Below are 19518 nucleotides of genomic sequence, written 5' to 3'. Positions count from 1 at the left end.
TTCAAGAGATCGCCCCATTGCGTTGCGTGCGCCCGGTCGTCGTCGACTGCTTCCAGTGGCCGATGCCGAGGCCGTACTCGTCGGCGTTCACCTTGGCGAAGGCGATGCTCTCCGCCGAGCCAAGCGCGCTCGCCGCTATCTCGCCAAAGCCGCCAACCGCTTCAACCGCCGCGCTCGCTCGCACGTGATGGCGCCGCGACTTGCGCACGCAATCATGGCCTCCAAGGCTTGTCCCAAGCCGTTCCTGCGCGTGGCGAGCACTTTTGTTCACTGAGATTCGGCGCTAATCAGGTCTATCTATCCCAAGTTCCGCAGTTGGACCCAAAAATTTCGCCCTTGCTCGGCGGTGAGGGTCAATAGAGTCAACGACTTGGCGCGATTTTTGGAGGGTTTTCGGAAGGGTCGTGTTGTGTCACGTCGGAGCGCAATAGTGTCTTACAAAGCGGTTTTGGCTGTGCTAGGGTTGGCACATGTACACGCGCATCACTCGCTCCGGTGGCCGCAGTTATCTGCAGATCGTCGAAGGCTTCCGCTCGGAAGCTGGAGTACGGCAGCGCGTGGTCGCGAACCTGGGTCGCCTCGATCAGTTGTCGGACAAGAAGCTGGATCCGTTGATCCACGGCTTACAGCGCGCACTGGGCCGTGTGCCGAGTTCGGCGCCGGTGCCGGAGTACGACACGGCGCTGGCGTTCGGTGATGTCTATGCGTTGAACGCGCTGTGGTCGGAACTTGGTTTCGGTGAGGCGATCACGCGCGCGCTGCGCTCGTCGCGCCGGGCTTTCGATGCCGAGGCGCTGGTGCGTGCGATGGTGTTCAACCGCTTGTGCGCGCCGGACTCGAAGCTGGGTTGCCTGGAATGGCTTGAGACCGTCTCGATTCCCGGCATGCCCGAGGGCATCAGCCACGACCAACTGCTGCGCACGATGGATGCGCTGATGGATCGGGCGGAGGCCGTGGAGGCGCGCGTTGCGGCGCAGCTGCGGCCGATGCTCGACCAACAGCTGTCGGTGGTGTTCTACGACCTGACCACGATCCGCATTCACGGTGAGGGCGAGGTCGCAAACGATCTCCGCGCGTTCGGCATGAACAAGGAAACTGGCGGCATCGAGCGCCAGTTCGTGCTCGGCGTGGTGCAGTCGGCCGAAGGTCTGCCGCTGATGCATACCGTGCACGCCGGTAACGTGTCGGAGACCAAGACGCTGAAGGCGATGCTGGACTCGGTGCTCAAGCGCTTCGATGTCGAGCGCGTGATCATCGTCGCCGACCGCGGCTTGCTGAGCTTGGACAACGTTGCCGAACTGGCCGCCGTTGCCAACGCCACGCAGCGCAAGTTGCAGTTCATCCTGGCGGTGCCGGCGCGGCGCTATCGCGAACTCGGCGGGACGCTGGATACCCTCGCGTTCGATCGCGACCACGCCAGTCTGGCCGAAGGCGAGTTCGCGGGTCATCGCCTGGTGGTCGCGCACGATCCGGCACGCGCGGCCGAGCAATCGGCGAAGCGCCGCGCGCGGATCGACGAGATCGAGGCGTTCGCCGAGAAACTGGTGAGCAAGCTCGATGCGCAGGATCAGGGCAAAACCGCGCGCGGTCGCAAGGCCAGCGATCGCGGCGCCTACACGCGTTTCCAGCAGGCGGTCGCGGACGCCGAACTGACGCGCTACATCAAGGCCGACTATCAGGCCGATTGCTTCAGCTACGGCATCGACGAACACGCGATCAGCGACGCCGAGCGTTTCGACGGCAAGCTGGTGCTGCTGACCAACGTCAACGACTTCAGCGCCGAACAGATCGTCAGCCGCTACAAGAGTCTCGCCGACATCGAGCGCGGCTTCCGCGTGCTCAAGAGCGACCTCGACATCGCACCGGTCTTTCATCGCTTGCCCGACCGCATCCGCGCGCACGCGTTGATCTGCTTCCTCGCGCTCGTCCTCTACCGCGTCATGCGCATGCGCCTGAAGGCGAACGGCAACACCAACAGCCCGAAGACCACTCTCGAACTCCTGCGCCGTCTGCAAACGCATCGCGTGCACATCGGCAAACAGAGCCTCACCGGCATCGGCACAACCACACCCCAGCAACTCGAACTGTTCGCCGCCCTCGGTATCAAGAAACCCTCCTGACGCTGAGGTATCCCCACGTTTTTCATGATAGCGGGCAGGTCTGAAGCGGTGGTGGAGCGCCATGCGCCAGGTGCGAGAGGAAGCGGAGGAGTTGATGCGGCGACGGCCACCAAGCGGGTCGGCGCAGGACTTCGACGCCGAGGCGCATGGTGGAGTGGTGGCTGCGCACGCAGGTGTTTTTGCCTTCGAGCCTGCCGCCGCGGCCCTGGTGTTCTTCGTGCAGTCCGACAAGCCAGGTCGCGAGTTGCACGAGTGCGAACAGCAGGAGCAGGTTGGAGAGGCGGGAGTCTTTCCGGGTCAGGCTGTGTTCGAAGCCGGCGCCAAAGGTTCCGCTCTTGAGGTCACGGAAGCCTTGCTCGATGGTCATGCGGCGCTGGTAGAGGCACGCCAGTTGCACCGGTGTGCCGCGCTCGGGTGGAAGCGATGTGGCGAGAACCCACGGTTCGCGTGCCGAGCGGGCAGCGCTCTGGCTGGTGCTGTCGCGTCGACGCGCACCGCGCCGGGTCAAGGCGCGACGCCCCTTCGGCCGCGACTGGTGGACAACGATCCGCGTTGTTACGGTCTTGGTGCGCCCGAGATGAAAGGCACCGAGTTCACGGCTGCGTTCCGGCAAGGCCAGTTCGTGGAGCGCGCTGCACGGCAACCAGTCGGCGGCGTTGATCGCAGCCTTCCGGACGGGCTGCACATGGACCGTGCCGCGCACTCGTCCAACGTAATCCCAGCCGAGTGCGGTGACTGCCGTGAACCATGGTCGACGGAATCCGGCGTCGCTCAGGATGACCGGTCGACAACCTTGCGGCAGCAAGCTCGCCAGCTTGCGCAGGAAGGCGCGCTCCACGACTGCCGAACCGGCGCTTTTCTCGGGGTGGACTTCTTCCCAGAGCGTCAGCGTTCGCCCGCGCACCGCCAGGCCGGCGCGCAACAGTTTGAAGCTGCCATCGGGCTTGAGGTCGGACCAGTCGACGACGATCAACGGGTGGGGTTCGCGAATCAGCCAACGCAACATCGCCTGATAGATGGCGGCACGCTGTCGTTCGAGCGGTGCACTGCGCAGCAGGCGGTCGATCGCCTTGAGTGGTGCGGCGACGCGCATCGCACCGGGCCAGTGGCGCGCGATCTCGGTCATGGTCAACCAGCTACCGCTAGCCAGCGCATCGAGCGCCTTGAGCAGCACGGTGGCGGTTGCTGCGTGCAGGGTGGAGAAGACAGAGGGGAGGCATTGCGGCAAGATGGCGCTGGGGCGCATGAGCGTCGGTGATCCTTGGTCTAGACACCCGAACGATTACCGACCTCATGTCGCTCCGCAAGCTATCGCTTTGATTTCGCAGGGCATCGTCGCGCGAAAAGGTGGGGATACCTCAGCTCCTGACGCCCATGTTGTGTCATTTTTGCCTGTCTCACGACAAGCAAATCAATGGGTTACGCGATTAGCTGCGGAACTTGGGATCTATAGCCCGTCATTTCTATCAGAAATCCACTGTGCGAAGCGCCTACGAGCTAACGCAACATCAGCCCTCAAAGGAACAAATAGATCAGCGCCTCCATCATAGGGTGCATACGCACTGCACTTTGAAATATTCGCAAAAACAATTGGCCACGTCTTATCGTTTGCTACAGATAAGATGAGTTTGTCAAACGCTCCATGCCGCCAAACTACGTCAGCACAGAAGATTTCCAAATCCCCTTCGTCGCCATGATGAGACATGACATGTGTCGGAGACAGCCCGTCGACAGGCATATTAATCGACGAGTTCCATTGTTTGCTCTTTCCGAATACTGAGATAAAGAGATTGCAGCGGCTCTCGTTCCCCAAGACAAAGTCAGCAACGACATTATGGCGGCGCAGAATTTCGCTCTTCTCTTCCTCCGTATCGGCATATCTTTTTGACTCGGGTAGGCTATGGATTCGCAGCCAACGATGCCGGAGGGATTCTCTACACGAGAACCCAACAGGCAAAGCAGCACCAAAGGCGTGCTGCCATTCTTCCCGGAGTTGATGCTTAGCCATATACGTAGCCCAATTCAAAAGTTTCAGTTATCGATCTATTGATTAATCACCGATTCGTTCTAGCGTGGCATCAAATGTTCCTGTGCGCGTTTCTCTAGAGCCGAGATTTTCTACAGAGTCAGCCATCTTCCATGCTCCGCCTTTATGCGAATCAATATCTCGAGTTATAAATCTTTTCCCGTCAGTGAATATCGCCTGCCCTCTTATTGTTTCGCTAATTCGTCGAAAGCCAAGTTTCCTGGCTGCGTCTGCGGCCTCTTTTGTGGTCTTAAACACGACCGCCCCTGCAGCGGCAAGCTGCTTAGCCTTCACGCCAAAGCCAAGGAGCTTTCCAGAAGGGCCCAGCCACCAATACTTCACCGTGTCGGTAGCTTGTTCGTCGATCACATCCGCAGCTGCAGACGCTCCGTCGGCAACCTGGCCTGCCGGCGCAGCTTGCCTTCCAATGAAGTTGTGGTGAACCTCTGCCGCGATTTCGTCCGCCTCATTCTTGGCGGCCTCCAACGGAAATTGCCCTCGCCGCTGGGCTTCATCACGACGCTCTTCGCAGAAGAGGTTCTGGTTGCAGACCTGTCGCCCATCCGGATCCGTAAACTTGTACGGTGAGTTGGCGGCATAAGCGTACCGATTCCAGTTCCCTGCCGAGCCCATGTCCACCGCCATCGGGTCGGTGGAGAGGAAGCGGCCGAGCTGGGGGTCGTAGTAGCGCTGTTGGGCGTAGATCAGGCCGGTGCTGGTGTCGTGCTGGTGGCCGGTGTAGCTGGGGCGCCTTCGCGGGGGTGGTGAGGGGTTTGCCGTAGGGTTCGTATTGGGTGCGGCTGCCGCTGATGACGGTGGCGCTGGTGTTGGTCTCGGCGACCGGGCTGCCGAGGGCGTCGGTGTGGACGTAGACGATGCTGTAGGTGGTGGTAGAGGTCGGAGCCGTCGGGGCTTCGCCTTCGCCGTCGCGGCCGCCGTCGCTGCCGGCGACCACTTCGGTCGCGCCGACGAAGGGGTTGCGGAACGGGTTGAGCGACAGCGTCTGCTGTTCGCTGTTGCTGGTGCCCGGGTAGCATTCCGCTTCGGTCAGCCTCGAGTCCGCCACCACCTTGGCCACCAGCGATCCGGCCAGGCGCACGTAGTTCACGCCACGCGAGCGCAACCGCGAGCACTCGATGTCGTTCTCCCACTGGAACACGCCGCTCGGGGTGTAGATCTGGAAGCGCAGGTCGCGGTCCGGTTGCGGGGCACCCGGCGCCGGCTTGGAGGTGCGCGTGCGCAGGCCGTTGCCGTCGTACACGTGCGTCGCCTGCAGCACACCGTTGCGCGTCGCGGTCAGTACGCGCTCGGCGAGGTCGTAGGTGAAGCCTTGCGTGGCGCCCGACTGCGTGCGCGTCAGCACGTTGCCACGGGTGTCGTGACCAAGAGTGACCTGCGCGACATAGCCCGCCGTGCGCGTGCGTTGGAGCCGCTGCGTGGCGGCGTCGGTGTCGTAGTACCAGTCGCGACCGGGCATCGTGTAGCGCGTGAGATTGTCGAGCGCGTCATAGGCCATCGTCGCCGTGCCGAGGCTGCCGCTGGCGCTGGTCAGGCGATCAAGCGAGTCGTACGCGAGCGTCTTGTCGTCGAAGTTCAGCGCATCGTCGATGCCGGTCGGGTTGCCGTTTTCGTCATAGGTGTAGGTGTGGTCGATGACGGTCGCACCGCCGTTCATGTCACGGCTGCGCCAGGGCAGATCGCGCGCGTTCTTGGTCAGCGTGTGCACCACGCCGTTGCCGTAGGTGAACCCGGCCAGCGCTCCGTTCGGGAACCACGAGATCGACGACGCGTACACCCGCCCGGCATCCGGGTCCTTCACCAGCATGGGCTGGCCGAAAGCGTTCGGGCTGTAGGTCGTCCACACCCCGTTCAGCGCGTACTCGCCGGCGACATTGCCGATCGAGTCGTAACTCCAGTTCATCGCCGAACTCTGGCCGCCGATGTGGATGCGCGCCTCGGTCATCAACCGGCGACGGTTGTACTGATATTCCCAGCGCACCTCGTTTGCCGTCCCGGGGCCGCGCGTCAGCGTCTTCAGCGCGCCGTCGGCGTAGTAGGCGCGAGACTCATCGAGCGTCGTGTCCGGGTAGTTCACCGTCAGCAGACGATCCCGCAGGTCATACCCGCGCGCGATCCTTGCCGCCGCCGGAACGCTGGTGTCCTCGCAGCTCGTGGTGCTCAACAACGCCTGACCCTTCGCGCTCCAGTCGATCCGCGAGGCGCCGTCGTAGTGGAAGATTTCCGCAGCGCGCTCGGGCTCGATGGTCTTGCACAGACGCTGATACGCATCGTAGACGTAGCTGCGCGTCGCGCTCACCGTCGGGCTGGTGCCCGAGCGCGTCATCGAGGTCGGCTTGCCCCAGGCATCGCGCACGATCTGCGTGGTCGCGAGCGGCGATGGTGCGTTCAGATACGGGTACTGCTGGATCTGCGTCGGCGAGTCCTCGCTCGGCGCGTCGTATTGCAGAGCGTCGATCTCGGTCGTCTGGCCGCGCGGATTGACGATGCGCTTGCGGTAGCCGGACAAGTAGTCGACCAGCGTGATCAAGCTCCCTTGCTCGGAATGCGCCGCCGTGCTGCGCAAGCGCCCAAGCGCGTCGTACTGCTTGCTCACGCCAACACCCGATGCCACCACTGCCGACACCGTGCCCACGCTCGCGCTCGGATACGACGCGAAGGTCTCGCGGTTGTCAGCGTCGAATGCGCGCACGCTGTAGCGGTGGCTGTTGGTCAGGTAACTGTCCCACTCGTGCGCCAGCACCGGCCGCCACAAGGCATCGAACAGCACCTCCTTGCGATAGCGCCCGGTCGTCGTCGACTGCTTCCAGTGGCCGATGCCGAGGCCGTACTCGTCGGCATTCACCTTGGCGAAGGTGATGCTCGTGCTATCCCAAGTGGTGCCGTCGCCGCTCGGTGGCGTCACCAGATTGACGCGGCCCATGGGGTCGTAGCCAAAGCCGGTGGAATAACCGAGCTCATCCGTGGTCGCGGTGATCTGACCCAAGGCATTTACCGCAGCGCTGATCGCAGTCGCGTTTGCAAAGCCGATGTTGCGCGGAATCCCGCGGTACCAGTTCGACAAGGTCGTGCTCTTGTTGAGCCCATCCACGACCGATGCGAGCGTGCCGTCGCCATTGTAGGCACGGGTCTCGACGCGCAGACCGTTGCTGTAGAGCTTCCACGGTTGGGACAGCGAAGTGAAGTCGGTGGACTCCACCACCGCGCCTGCGACCGTGAGCTTCTTGACCTGTCCAAGCACCCAGTTCGTGAAGTCATGGTGGTACTCAATGGTCTCCGACCGGCCGCCGGCCTCGCCGGTCAGACTGTTGAACCGCTTCACGGTGAGCGCATTGGCGAACTGGTCGTAGCTGTCGTTGCGCAGCACGAACTGCGTGCCCTGTTCGGTGATCGTGCGCTGCTTCAGGGGGCGCAAGGCGGCGGCCGAGAACTCGTCGCTGTGGTCTTCGGCGACCATGCCGAACGGAACCCTGCCAACCATGCCGGGAAACGGCTGGGCGGCAACTTGATCTTCGGCAATGTAGGCATTCGTAGTGGACCGCAAGATGGTGCCCGAAGCATCCAGCACTTGCGTTTCACGCAGCTGCCCCTCGTTCAACGCATAGTCCAGCCCGAAGAAGTAGCGCGCCTTGGTGCCGTCGGGCGCAGTCACTGTGACCTGCTTGCTTTGTCCTGGCGCTGGAGTCGCGCCAGGTACGCCGGGTCCCGGCGCATAGCCGCCCGAGAGATAGCCGTTGGCATCGTTGTCCTTGACGTACTCGTAGGTCCAATCCAACGTCCCGATATTCGGGTTGGAGATGCGCTTTCGCACAAGCGACTTCACGTCCTGGAATACCGGAAGACGGTTCCAGTACTGATCACGGTCTTTGTCCGGGTTTTGCACGCACTCGTAGGGCACGTTGTTGCGGCCATGCCGGGTTGGACGAACCGTGAATTCGCCCACCGCGCCTGAGGGGTGGGTGATGCGGATCGACTGCTCGAAGTGACCTTCTCGCGTATCGATCATCCGCTGATAGCTGCACCACAGGCGCCGATCCAGCGGTAGCGGCAAATTGTTCGCTGGCCGCTCCTGGTAAGAAATGGCCGCGCTGATGCCGTTGGTGTAGGCCCAACTGCTGATGCCGTCGGGGTTCAGCACGCTGGTCAGCTTCCCATTGACAACGTACTGCCAGGTGCGCGTGCCATCGAATACCGAGTTGATGAAACCTGAAGAGCTATAGCCGATGGTGAGCAGGCGACCATCATTGGCCTGGATGCTCTGCAAGCGATCACCCGACCAGTTGTAGTTGACGAAGTTTCCGAAGCGGTCCTCGACCCGCGTGGGGAATAGGCGCACTTTCACGCGTTCCATCCAGACGGGCTCAAGGCTGTGGCGATCCTGATTCATGGTGATGCCGGGGTACAACCTGACCACCATCTGGTCGAAGTAGTAGCGGGTACCGTCCGGCGCATGCGCCAGGAAGCCCTCGCCAGCATGTCCGCTTTTCAGCGTCGGCAAGCACGAGAAGAACCAGAAGTCCTTGGTCACCCATTTGTTGAGAAACCCGTTCGTGGGCAGCGTCAACTTGGGGTGGCCATTCAGCACCCGCAATTCACCACCACCACCGCCGGGCAGCACTAGTTTGTTGCCGCTCCAGAACTCGTAGTTGTTGAAGGTCCCGTAATTGGGCGGTGCCGCTTGAGAGCTGCAGCGGGCTGCGGGCTTCCAATAGCCATCCAAACGCTCATTCGCAAACACGCCTTCGAGATGGGGCAGATCCAGATCCCAGTCGCCCAATGGGAGTGCTGGCCCGATCTCAGAAAGGTCCAACTTGCGACTGAAGGCGACCGGGAGTCCGCTGTTGCCCGGCAGGGAAACATCGGTTGCGGAGAATCCCAGAGCGCCAGTGAACAAGCTGACGCTCTCGCCGAAGATCTCCCCGCTCAAGGGCCCAACGGTCTTCGCCGACCCGATGCGGCTGGAGTATTCCTGCGCCCACTGCACGCGGCCCACCGAAGTCGGCGCCTCCGATGGGGGCACGGTGTCGCCGCCTTGCGCCGAACTGGTCGCCGGGGTCATTGCCACCAACGCCAGCAGCGTGGTCAGCAGGGAGATTTTTCGCTTCATCATGTCCAGTCCTGATTCGGGCAAGCCAACACCGCCCCGCCAACGCATGGCAGGTCCTTATGAACGACAAATTCACCACTGCGCCCCCCGGCTCTCAGCGGCAAAGGGGGCGCACTGTAACGACGGTCAATGAATGTGACAACCCCCAAGCGGCCTGTGATCTGCGGTCAACTTTGGCTCGGGCTGATCTGGATCAAGCGGCTATCGCTGCAGCGGAAGCCAGGCGCTGCGACCAAAAAAAAACGCCAGCACAAAGCTGGCGTTTTTTCGTTGCGGGATTGCGTTAGGTGGGAATCAGAACTTCATTTCCGCGCGCAGGTAGACGAAGCGGCCGGCGGGCAGGTCGTAGCTGGATGCGTCGTAGCCGTTCAGCGAGCACGACAGGCAGATCGGCGGGTCCTTGTCGAAGATGTTGTTCATGCCGAGCGTCAACTGCGTGCCCTCGAACCAGGGCGTCTTCCAGCCGAACTGCAAGTCGCTGTAGGTAGTCGAGCCGAGGCGATTGGTGCCGGCGGTCGGGTTGCTGCACACCTCGAAGTCGACCGCGTCGCCGCATTCCTCGACCAAGTCGCTCATGTGGCGCAGCGTGTAGGCCGCGGAGAAATCGCCATGCGCCCAGGCCAGGCTGGTGTTCGAGGTCCATTCCGGGATCGCGCTGTCGTTGACTTCGATGCCGACGGCACGCGGCTGCAGCACGCCGAGACCATCGACCGCGGTGTAGTCGTTGACGAAGGAGTTCTGCCAGGAGACGCGGAACGAGCCGATGCTCATCTCCGGCAGCGTCCAGAACACATCGAAGTCATAGCCATCGGTATCGACCGAGCCGAAGTTCTGCAGGCGGTTGTTGAACCCATTGATGCCGCCGGTGCTGGCGCGGGTGATGCCGTCGCAGAACGGCGAGTCCGGGCCGCCAGCGACGCACAAGTCGAGCTGGGTCTGCGCATCGATCGCCTGCACCGCACCGTCGATTTCGTGGTTGTAGTAGCTGAACTCGATGTCGAAGCGTTCCGACCAGCCGCTGTTGGCGCCGAAGCCGGGGCTCCAGACGAAGCCGAGCGAGTACGAGTCCGACGTCTCCGGTTCCAGTTCGGGGTTGCCACCGGTAGTCACCGAGATCTGCGAGTTCGCCTGCGCCGCGCCTGCCGGCACGCCGAAGGCGGAGCAGTTCGCTTCCGGCGGCGAGCCATCGAGGCCGATCAGGCAGGGGTCGTCGATCTGCGCGTCGAAGCGCGCCGCGGAGCCGAACAGTTCGCCGATCGACGGTGCGCGGAAGCCCTGCGCGTAGCTGCCACGCAACAGGAACTCCTCGCTCAACTGCCAGCGCAGGCCGAACTTGCCGGTGGTCTCGCCGCCGAAGGTGGAATAGTCGGAATAGCGGCCGGCCAAGCTCAGATCGAGCCGCGACTCGCCCGACTCGTACACCGGCACATTGAACTCGGTGTAGAACTCGTCGACGTCGTACTCGCCCGCGGTGGGCAACGAGGGGACGCCGTTGTATTCGCCGGCGACGGTGAGCGCGTCGGGCAGATAAGTACCGTCGAGGCGACGATGTTCATACCCGGCCGCGACCGCGACCGCGCCGGCGGGCAGGTCGAACAGGTCGCCGGAGATGTTCGCCGAGAGCAGTTGCAGGTTGTTCTCGCTGTAGTCGCGCACGATCGGCTGGATGTAGCCGAGCATCGCCGGCGTGATCGCGCCCGGACCGCTGAAGATGTCGAGCGGCACACACTGCGGATCGGCCTGGCAGGCGCCGATCGGGCCAAGCGCGAGGTTGATGCGGCGGATGTTGTAGCTGCCGTAGTTGGTCTGGTTGGCCTCGTTGCCGCTGCGCACGTAGTTCACGTCCCAGAACCAGGAGCCATCGCCAATCTCGAACACGCCTTCGAGGCCGGTGGCGAAGTACCAGGTATCGACGTCCTGATGGAAGCGACGCGGCCCGCCCTCGATCGGGCGCCGCCCGATGAAGATCAGGTTCGCGTTCGGACCGCTCGACGCGAGATCGAAGCCAAACGGGTTGTACGGGTTGCTCGCCGAAATCAGGATGTTGTCGGCATAGGGATTGCCGGTGCCGGCATCGGGGCCGACGAAGATCGGCTCGGGCGCAGCCTGGTTCAGCGACTCTCGCTGGTTGTACAGCGCGCGCATGTACCAGGTCGTGCTCTCGCCCAGTTCATAGCGGCTCTGCCCGAACAGTCCCTTGCGCTCGCTCGGGGTCTGCAGCAGGTTGAACTGCGCGTAGTTGAAGCGGTTGGCGGTGGTGAACGGAATGAAGTCGGACGGGTAGTTCGGACCGTTCGGATAGAACTGGCCGTTCGGTGTGGTGATGCTGCGGGTCAGGCCGGTGTTCGGGTCGACGAACACGAAGCGGCCGTTCGGCGTGGCCGACGAGCCGAAAGTCAGACCAGTGCCGGGCTTTGGCACGCCGGCGTGTTCGTACTCGGTCGAGCTGATCTCTTCCTGGTCGGTGACACTGGCACCAAGGAAGAACGAGAAGTCGTCGCCGCCACCGCCGAAGGAGATATCGGCGCTCTTGTTCGGGCCGCCGGCGCCGAACTCGCCGTAGTACATGGAGACGGCGGCGCCTTCCATGTCGCGGCGGGTGATGATGTTGACCACGCCGGCGATCGCGTCCGAGCCGTAGATCGAGGAAGCGCCGTCTTCCAGCACCTCGATGCGCTCAATGATCGCCACCGGAATCGTGTTCAGGTCGGTTGAACTGGAGACACCGGAAGCCGAGGCCTCGTTGATCCAGCGCACGCCATCGACCAGTACCAGCACGCGTTTGGACCCGAGGTGACGCAGATCGACCGTCGCCGAACCGGCGCCGACACCGGAACCATCCGGCGGGAAGCCGAAGTTGCCGCTGGAGTTGAACTTGGTGTTCAGCGCCGAACCGGAACCGGTGAGTTGCTGCACGATGTCGGCGACCGAAGTCAGGCCGGACTTCGCCAGGTCTTCGCGGGTGATCACGTTGACCGGGGTCTGTCCCTCGATCGACGCCTTCTTGATGCGCGAGCCGGTGACTTCGACGCGTTCCAGGGTTTGGGAATCTTCTTCGTTCGACTGGGCGAATGCCGGCGCGGTGAGCGGCAGCGCCGCCAAACCAAGCCAGAGCGAACGGCGCACGGCAACCGCGAGCGCATGGCGATGCAAGTTCATAGGAGTCTCCCTCAGGATCTTGTTGTGTGTGGATCAAATCGGAGTCGCAGCACCACCGCCGACCACCGTCTGCGCCGGCGATGAGCGCCCGGGTATGTAGCGCTTTGCGAGCGCGCTGTATACCGTGCCGAAGGTTGGTCCCGTCCGCTAGCCTACGCGCGCCAGGCCCACCGCCATCCCCACCCACAACGCCGCGCCGGCCCAGTGGCTGAGCTTGAAAGCGCGGAAGCAGTCGTCGCGGGCGCGGGTGCGGATGATCCAGTGCTGCACGGCGATGATCGCGAGTGCGGCGCACCAGCCGATGGTGTAGGCGGGGCCCAGGTTCAGGCGCGTGCCGGCGAACCACATCGCGTACAGGAACCCGGCGTGCAGGATGCCGATCGCGACGGTGTCGAGATCGTCGAACAGGATCGCCGTGGACTTGGCGCCGGCCTTCAAGTCGTCGTCGCGATCGACCATCGCGTAGATGGTGTCGTAGGCGGTGCTCCACAACACGTTGCCGAGGAACAGCAGCCAGGCGATCTGATCGACCTCGCCCTTCTGCGCGGCGTAGGCCATCGGCACCGACCAGCCGAATGCGGCGCCCAGCCACAGTTGCGGCAGGTGGGTGTGCCGCTTCAGGTACGGATAGGCGATGGCGAGCGCGGCGCCGACGACGGCAAGCTGCATCGTCAGCGCGTTGGTCAGCGCCACCAGCAGCAACGCCAACATCATCAGTGCGCCAAACACCATCAGCGCCTCGCGTGGCGCCACCTTGCCGTTCACCAGCGGCCGCTGCGCGGTGCGCTGGACGCGACCGTCGAGCCAGCGGTCGGCGTAGTCGTTGATCACGCAACCGGCCGAACGCATCACGATCACGCCGAGCGTGAAGATCAGCAGCAGCGACCACGATGGCATGCCCTTGGCCGCAGACCACAGCCCCCAATAGGTCGGCCACAGCAGCAGCAGCCAGCCGATGGGTTTGTCCAGACGCATCAGCAGGGCGTAGTTGCGCGCGCGCTCGCGCCAGTCGATTGGGGACTGGCTGTGCTGCAGTCCGTCGCCCACGCGCACCGGCGCCGCAGTCGAGCGTGGCTGCGGATGCGCGACGCGTCGCGCCTGCGATTTCGGGGTCCGGGTCATGCCGCGATTGTGCGGCGAAACCCGCGCTCAGCGCGAGCAGGCTTCGAGAAACGATTGCATCAGCGGCGGCGACCCGCGTCGGCTAGAATCTGCCGCAGTTCCGGAGCGCATGCGATGCAGACGGTTCGCTACACCTACTGGCAGGACGGCGAGTTCTTTCTCGGCTTTCTGAACGACTACCCGGACTACCAGACCCAAGGCCGGAGCAAGGACGAGCTGCTGGAGAACTTGCGCGACCTCCTCGCCGACTTCACTTCCGGCGAAGTGCCCTTCATCCGCAAGATCGAGGAATTGCAGGTCGCGTGAATGAAGCGCCGCGACCTGATCAAGGCCCTCGAAGCCATGGGCTGCGTGCTGAGCCGGCATGGCGGCAGACACGACTGGTACACCAACCCGGCGACCCGCCAGTCGCAGCCGGTGCCGCGCCACAACGAGATCAACGAGCAGCTGGCGAAATCGATCCTGAAAAAGCTCGCGGGCGACTGAAGCTCAGCGCGAGCAGGCTTCGAGAAACGATTGCATCAGCGGCGCGCGGCCCATCAGTTCGGGGTCGCGGCCGTCGTGGAACTCGGGGTGCCACTGCACGCCGACGATGAAGCGACTGCGATCCGAGCACGAGATCGCCTCGATCACGCTGTCGTCGGCCTGGGCCTCGACCAGGAAACCGGGCGCGACCTGTTTCGCCGCCTGGTGGTGAATCGAGTTGATGCGGAAGCGCGTGCCGGCGCCGTACCACTCGGCGAAGCGACCGCCGTCGCGGATGTTCAGCGCGTGGCCGTGTTCGTCGTAACGCTCGCTGATCATGTGCGACTCGCTGGTCACGCCGTCGAGCAGCAGGTCTTGGTGGAGCGTGCCGCCGAAAGCGACATTGATCAACTGCATGCCGCGGCAGATGCCGAGTACGGGCTTCATGGCGCGATCGAACGCGCGCAGCAAATCCAGTTCGAAGCGGTCGCGCACAGCATCGACACCGAGCGTGATCTCGCGCGGTTCCTCGCCGTACAGGCGTGGATCGAGATCGGCGCCACCCTGCAAGAACAGCCCGTCGAAGCGCTCGGCGATGTCATCCACATCGAGATCGGCGCGACGCAGTTCGCCGCCACGCTCGATCGTCGGCACCATCGCGACAATCGCCCCGGCGTGCGACAGCCAGTGCGACACCGACTGCTCGAGGAACTGCAGCTTCTTGCCACGGAAGCCGAGTTCGCTCGGCACCTGGTGCAGCAGTCGGGGCGAAACGGCGATCAGCGGAATCCGTGTGCTCATGCACTCAGTCGGGGCGAGATGTCGGGCTGGACAGGTCCGAGAGTATGCGCTGGAGCCGAGTGCCCCGCCAGCCAGCGCGCCACTTCCCGGCAGGCTTCCGGGCGCGTGGCGCCGGTGTCGCGTGCACGCTTGAATTCGGCGATCTGCAGGTCGGCGCTGCTGCCACGCACGAGAATGTGACGCGCCTGCGCCACCGCCGCCTCGCAGCCGAAGTGGGCGACATCGTCGGCGATCAGCGCAAACAGCTGTTCCATGCGTTCGGCCAGCGGCATGCGCTCACCGCTGCCGAATTCGTCGATGAACTGCGCGGCGATGCCGTGGCGCTTGGCCTGCCAGCGGTTCTCCTCGATCAGCAGGCGCGTGGTCGACATGCGCGCCCGGCCGAGGCTCGGGTTGCGCACCGCCGCGCGCACCAGGCAGCGGAACAGGTCGGCGATGCAGAGCGTGTCGCGCACATCGGTGCAGGCATCGGCGATGCGCAACTCGATCGTCGGGTAGTTGGCCGACACCCGCACCGCCCACCACAGGAAGCTGGCGTTCTCGATCACCCCGGCCTGGACCAGCATGTGCACGAAGGCGTTGTAGTCGGCCTCGCCGTTGAAGAACTCGGGAATGCCGGTACGCGGCCACTCGTCGTAGGCAGCCTGGCGATAACTCATCAGGCCGGTGCCCTGGCGGTTCCAGAACGGCGACGAACACGACAGCGCCAGGAAGATCGGCGTGTAGGCGAGGATGCGGTTCATCACGTCGACGCGATCCTGGTCCGGCGGCGGCGCGACATGCACGTGCAAGCCGCACAGCAGGTTGCGGCGGCCGACGATCTGGAAGTCCGAGACCAGTTGGCGATAACGCGGCTTCTGGGTCAGGTTCTGTTCGCGCCATTCCGCCAGCGGATGCGTGCCGGCGGAGACCAGGGCGATGTCAAAACGCTTGGCGATTTCGCCGACGACGCGACGATTGCCGACCACGGCGCGTTCCAGTTCCGCAACGGTGCCGCACACCGGCGTGACCAGCTCGATCTGCGACTGCAGCAGCTCGTTGCTGGCACGCTCGCCGAGGCGGCGACGCACCTCGTGCAGGAATGCTTGCGGCATGCGCGTCGCGATGTTGCCGGTGTCACCCTGCGAGAGGAAGAACTCCTCTTCAACGCCGTAGGTATACGTGTGTTCGTTCATGATGCGATCTCCGTGCCCACCATCACGCCGGAGTCAGCGTCATGGGGAGACAGGGAAGCATGCGCGAAGTTAAGTCCGCGTTATCGATCCGCATGAGGCGTTGCCCCAGGCTCTCATTCGAGCGCTCCTTCGAGGTCGACAAGAATGAGCGCAGACTCGCGCCCTTGCGTCGCATGCCTGAGCGCCGCCGGCGCGACACGACAAGAGCCTGGGGCATCGCCCCAGGTGAACACGACCCATTGGGAGCACGGGGTAAGGCCCCGGGTGCGCGCGACGGAATGGGAACCCGGGGCAACAAACGCCCCGGGAGGGTGCGTCATTTTTTCCGTTTCGGCAGATACAAATCCGTCACCGTGCCCTCGCACACCTCGGCGGCGAGGCCGACGGTTTCGCCGAGCGTCGGGTGCGGGTGGATGGTCAGGCCGACGTCGGCGATCTCGGCCTGCATCTCGATCGCGAGCGCGGCTTCGGAGATCAGGTCGCCGGCATGCGGGCCGACGATGCCGACGCCGATCACGCGGTGCGTGGTTTCGTCGTACAGCATCTTGGTGAAACCCTCGGTGCGACCGATGCCGATGGCGCGACCCGACGCCGCCCACGGGAACACACCCTTGCCGTAGGCGATGCCGCGGGCCTTGGCTTCGGTCTCGGTGAGGCCGACCCAGGCGATCTCGGGGTCGGTGTAGGCGACGCTCGGGATCACGCGCGCGACGAATTCGCTCTTGTGCCCGCTGGCGTTCTCGGCCGCCACTTTCGCCTCGTGCGTGGCCTTGTGCGCGAGCATGGGCTGGCCGACGATGTCGCCGATCGCGAAGATGTGCGGCACGTTGGTGCGCATCTGCTTGTCGACGGCGATGAAGCCGCGCGCGTCGACGTTTACGCCGGCTGCTTCCGCATTGAGCTTCTTGCCGTTCGGCGTGCGCCCGACCGCGCACAACACGCGATCGAACACGGTGTTCTTCGGCATCGACTCGCCTTCGAAGGTCGCGTGCAATCCGTCCGGCTTGGCGTCGAGTGCGGCGACCTTGGTCTTCAGATGGATGCCGGCGTAACGCTTGGCGAGCCGCGTCTGCAACGGCTTCACGAGATCGAGATCGGCACCCGGCATCAGCTGGTCGGCCAGTTCGACCACGGTCACTTGCGAACCGAGCGCATCGAACACGCAGGCCATCTCAAGGCCGATGATGCCGCCGCCGATGACCAGCAGCCGCTTCGGGATCTCGGCGAGCATCAGCGCATCGGTCGAGTCCATCACGCGCGGATCGTCCCAGCGCAGGCCCGGCAGTTTCACCGGCTGCGAACCGGCAGCGATGATCGCCTTCTCGAAACGTACGAGCTTGGCACCGTCCGTGGTCGCGACCTCGACCTCGTGCGCCGAGACGAACTTCGCGACACCGGTCACGCGCGTGACCTTGCGCTGCTTGGCCATGCCGGACAGCCCCGTGTTCAAGGTCTTCACGACCTTGTTCTTGTACGCGCGCAGCTTGTCGAGATCGATGTTCGGTGCGCCGAAGCTGACGCCGTAGTCACTCGCGTGCGCCGCTTCGTCGATCACCTTCGCCGCATGCAGCAGCGCCTTGGACGGAATGCAGCCGACATTGAGGCAGACGCCACCGAGTTCGGCATAGCGCTCGATCAGCACCACGTTCTGGTCGAGATCGGCGGCACGGAACGCCGCGCTGTACCCGCCCGGCCCGGCGCCGATCACCACGATCTGGCATTCGATATCAGGCTGGCGACCACTCGCTGGCGATGCGGTCGCGGACGCTCCGGTCTTCCCTTCTCCCACCGGGAGAAGGTGGCCCGCAGGGCCGGATGAGGGATCGGGTGCGGCCGACGCAAGAGCGCCCTCACCCCCAGCCCCTCTCCCGGCGGGAGAGGGGAGCGAAGCGATCGCGTCCACCACCGCCACCACCATGCCCTCCGATAGCTTGTCGCCTAGTTTTACCCGCAACTCGCGCACGACACCGGCCGCACTCGAGGGCACTTCCATCGTCGCCTTGTCCGACTCGAGCGTGACCAGGCCCTGGTCCTTCTTGATCGTGTCGCCGACCTTGACCAGCACCTCGATCACCGGCACCTCGCTGCTACCGCCGAGGTCGGGGACCTTCACTTCGATCGTGTTCGCCATGACTCGGTCTCCGCTCACAACATCGCCCGCCGGAAATCGGCGAGCAGTTGCGCGAGGTAGCTGGTGAAGCGGGCGGCGGCGGCGCCGTCGATGACGCGGTGGTCATAGCTGAGCGACATCGGCAGGATCAGGCGGGCGTCGAAATTGTTGCCGTTCCACACCGGTTTCATCGACGACTTCGACACGCCGAGGATGGCGACTTCGGGGGCGTTGATGATCGGCGTGAAGGCGGTGCCGCCGATGCCGCCGAGCGAGCTGATCGAGAAACAGCCGCCCTGCATGTCGGTGGGGCCGAGCTTGCCTTCGCGTGCTTTCGCGGCGAGTTCGGAGGTCTCCTTCGCGAGCGCGAACACGCCCTTCTGGTCGACGTCGCGGATCACCGGCACCACCAGGCCATTCGGCGTGTCGGCGGCGAAGCCGATGTGGAAGTATTTCTTCAAGGTCAGCGTCTCGCCGCTGGCGTCGAGCGAGGCATTGAAGTCCGGGAACTTCTTCAAACCGGCGACCGCGGCCTTCATCAGGAAGGCGAGCATGGTCAGCTTGAGGCCGGCCTTCTCGTTCTCCTTGTTGAGCTGCACGCGGAACGCTTCGAGATCGGTGATGTCGGCGTCGTCGAACTGGGTGACGTGGGGAATCATCGCCCAGTTGCGCGCCAGGTTCGCGCCCGAGATCTTCTTGATGCGCGCCAGCGGCTTCGACTCGATCGCGCCGAACTTGCTGAAGTCGACATTCGGCCACGGCAACAGATTCAAGCCGTTGCCAGCAGCGACCGTGGCAGTCACCGCCGGCTTCGCCAGCGCAGCCTTGACGTAGTTCTGCACATCGTCCTTGCTGATGCGCCCACCGCGCGCCGTACCCGTGACCTTCGCCAGATCCACGCCAAGCTCGCGCGCGAACAGACGCACCGCCGGCGACGCATACGGCAACGCCGTGCCCGCCAATTGCGTCGCGTCATGGCTATGCGGCACGGCCACGGACGTGCCCGTAGGAGCGACCCCGGTCGCGACTGGCGTCGCCGCAGGCTTTGGTGCAGGCGATGTGGTTGGTGTGGGAGCGGCCTCTGGCCGCGACGCTGCTGCAACGGTCGCGACCGGGGTCGCTCCTACGGGCACGATTGGAGCCGCATCGGCGGTTTCAATCAACGCCACCACCGAGCCTTCGGAGAGCGCGTCGCCGAGCTTGACCTTGATCTCGCGCACGACGCCGGCATAGCTCGAAGGCACTTCCATGGTCGCCTTGTCGGACTCGAGCGTGACCAGTCCCTGGTCCTTCTTGACCGTGTCGCCGACCTTGACCAGCAACTCGATGACGGGGGCCTCGCTGCTGCCCCCGAGATCGGGGACGCGGGCTTCCTTCAGATCGGCCATGATTCCACCTCGGCGGCGTTTGCCCCA

Annotated in this window: 12 protein-coding genes and 2 pseudogenes; 3 read left to right on the top strand and 11 right to left on the bottom strand. The window is 64.0% G+C overall.

Annotation, left to right across the window (positions count from 1 at the left end; all coding sequences use genetic code 11):
• Position 1 precedes the first annotated feature (1 nt).
• On the bottom strand, positions 2-208 hold the full coding sequence (locus tag IPG63_08115; protein MBK6727206.1) for a hypothetical protein: 207 nt from the start codon (positions 206-208) through the stop codon (positions 2-4).
• A gap of 262 nt (positions 209-470) precedes the next feature.
• Between IPG63_08115 and IPG63_08110 the strand changes: the two genes are divergently transcribed.
• A complete protein-coding gene (locus tag IPG63_08110; GenBank protein MBK6727205.1) occupies positions 471-2120 on the top strand; it encodes an IS1634 family transposase in 1650 nt (549 codons plus the stop codon).
• A gap of 22 nt (positions 2121-2142) precedes the next feature.
• Here the strand turns inward: IPG63_08110 and IPG63_08105 are convergent, their stop codons facing one another.
• The 6 genes and pseudogenes from IPG63_08105 to ubiA all read right to left on the bottom strand — a co-directional run bounded on the left by IPG63_08105 (position 2143) and on the right by ubiA (position 13552).
• Positions 2143-3366, bottom strand: coding sequence for an IS4 family transposase (locus IPG63_08105; protein ID MBK6727204.1), 1224 nt, complete (start codon positions 3364-3366; stop codon positions 2143-2145).
• Positions 3367-4170: 804 nt separating this feature from the next.
• Positions 4171-4632: a hypothetical protein gene (locus tag IPG63_08100; protein MBK6727203.1), complete on the bottom strand. Its 462-nt coding sequence runs from the start codon at positions 4630-4632 to the stop codon at positions 4171-4173.
• Between the two features lie 69 nt (positions 4633-4701).
• Positions 4702-5623 (bottom strand): annotated as a pseudogene (locus tag IPG63_08095) (RHS repeat-associated core domain-containing protein).
• 1428 nt (positions 5624-7051) lie between these two features.
• A pseudogene (locus IPG63_08090) lies at positions 7052-9319 on the bottom strand (RHS repeat protein).
• 246 nt (positions 9320-9565) lie between these two features.
• Positions 9566-12430, bottom strand: coding sequence for a TonB-dependent receptor (locus IPG63_08085; GenBank protein MBK6727202.1), 2865 nt, complete (start codon positions 12428-12430; stop codon positions 9566-9568).
• 147 nt (positions 12431-12577) lie between these two features.
• Positions 12578-13552 (bottom strand): 4-hydroxybenzoate octaprenyltransferase, encoded by a 975-nt coding sequence (ubiA, locus tag IPG63_08080; protein ID MBK6727201.1) that lies wholly within the window; start codon positions 13550-13552, stop codon positions 12578-12580.
• A 114-nt stretch (positions 13553-13666) separates the two neighbouring features.
• On the opposite strand from ubiA, the gene IPG63_08075 reads away from it, so the two are divergent.
• Both IPG63_08075 and IPG63_08070 read left to right on the top strand, forming a co-directional pair.
• Positions 13667-13858, top strand: a complete 192-nt coding sequence (locus tag IPG63_08075; protein MBK6727200.1) for a type II toxin-antitoxin system HicB family antitoxin — start codon at positions 13667-13669, stop codon at positions 13856-13858.
• On the top strand, positions 13859-14038 hold the full coding sequence (locus IPG63_08070) for a type II toxin-antitoxin system HicA family toxin (protein ID MBK6727199.1): 180 nt from the start codon (positions 13859-13861) through the stop codon (positions 14036-14038).
• Between the two features lie 3 nt (positions 14039-14041).
• Here the strand turns inward: IPG63_08070 and IPG63_08065 are convergent, their stop codons facing one another.
• The 4 genes from IPG63_08065 to aceF form a co-directional block, all read right to left on the bottom strand.
• Positions 14042-14818, bottom strand: a complete 777-nt coding sequence (locus tag IPG63_08065; GenBank protein ID MBK6727198.1) for a gamma-glutamyl-gamma-aminobutyrate hydrolase family protein — start codon at positions 14816-14818, stop codon at positions 14042-14044.
• A complete protein-coding gene (locus tag IPG63_08060) occupies positions 14815-15993 on the bottom strand; it encodes a carboxylate-amine ligase (protein ID MBK6727197.1) in 1179 nt (392 codons plus the stop codon). Before IPG63_08060 ends, IPG63_08065 begins: the two co-directional genes overlap by 4 nt.
• A gap of 316 nt (positions 15994-16309) precedes the next feature.
• Positions 16310-18124 carry a dihydrolipoyl dehydrogenase gene (lpdA, locus tag IPG63_08055; protein MBK6727196.1) on the bottom strand — a complete coding sequence of 605 codons (1815 nt, stop codon included), beginning with the start codon at positions 18122-18124 and terminating at the stop codon, positions 16310-16312.
• Positions 18125-18138: 14 nt separating this feature from the next.
• Positions 18139-19491: a dihydrolipoyllysine-residue acetyltransferase gene (gene aceF / locus IPG63_08050; protein ID MBK6727195.1), complete on the bottom strand. Its 1353-nt coding sequence runs from the start codon at positions 19489-19491 to the stop codon at positions 18139-18141.
• Positions 19492-19518 lie beyond the last annotated feature (27 nt).

This window comes from Lysobacterales bacterium (genome assembly GCA_016703225.1).
In the GTDB taxonomy this organism is placed as follows: Bacteria; Pseudomonadota; Gammaproteobacteria; order Xanthomonadales; family Ahniellaceae; genus JADKHK01.
Note: the sequence above shows the minus strand (reverse complement) of the source record. Positions and strands in the feature narration are given on the sequence as shown.

Coding starts and splice junctions, on each gene's coding strand:
- IPG63_08110 (MBK6727205.1), top strand. CDS start 471: ATGTACACGCGCATCACTCGCTCCGGTGGCCGCAGTTATCTGCAGATC.
- IPG63_08085 (MBK6727202.1), bottom strand. CDS start 12,430: ATGAACTTGCATCGCCATGCGCTCGCGGTTGCCGTGCGCCGTTCGCTC.
- IPG63_08070 (MBK6727199.1), top strand. CDS start 13,859: ATGAAGCGCCGCGACCTGATCAAGGCCCTCGAAGCCATGGGCTGCGTG.
- IPG63_08105 (MBK6727204.1), bottom strand. CDS start 3,366: ATGCGCCCCAGCGCCATCTTGCCGCAATGCCTCCCCTCTGTCTTCTCC.
- IPG63_08075 (MBK6727200.1), top strand. CDS start 13,667: ATGCAGACGGTTCGCTACACCTACTGGCAGGACGGCGAGTTCTTTCTC.
- aceF (MBK6727195.1), bottom strand. CDS start 19,491: ATGGCCGATCTGAAGGAAGCCCGCGTCCCCGATCTCGGGGGCAGCAGC.
- IPG63_08065 (MBK6727198.1), bottom strand. CDS start 14,818: ATGAGCACACGGATTCCGCTGATCGCCGTTTCGCCCCGACTGCTGCAC.
- ubiA (MBK6727201.1), bottom strand. CDS start 13,552: ATGACCCGGACCCCGAAATCGCAGGCGCGACGCGTCGCGCATCCGCAG.
- IPG63_08060 (MBK6727197.1), bottom strand. CDS start 15,993: ATGAACGAACACACGTATACCTACGGCGTTGAAGAGGAGTTCTTCCTC.
- lpdA (MBK6727196.1), bottom strand. CDS start 18,124: ATGGCGAACACGATCGAAGTGAAGGTCCCCGACCTCGGCGGTAGCAGC.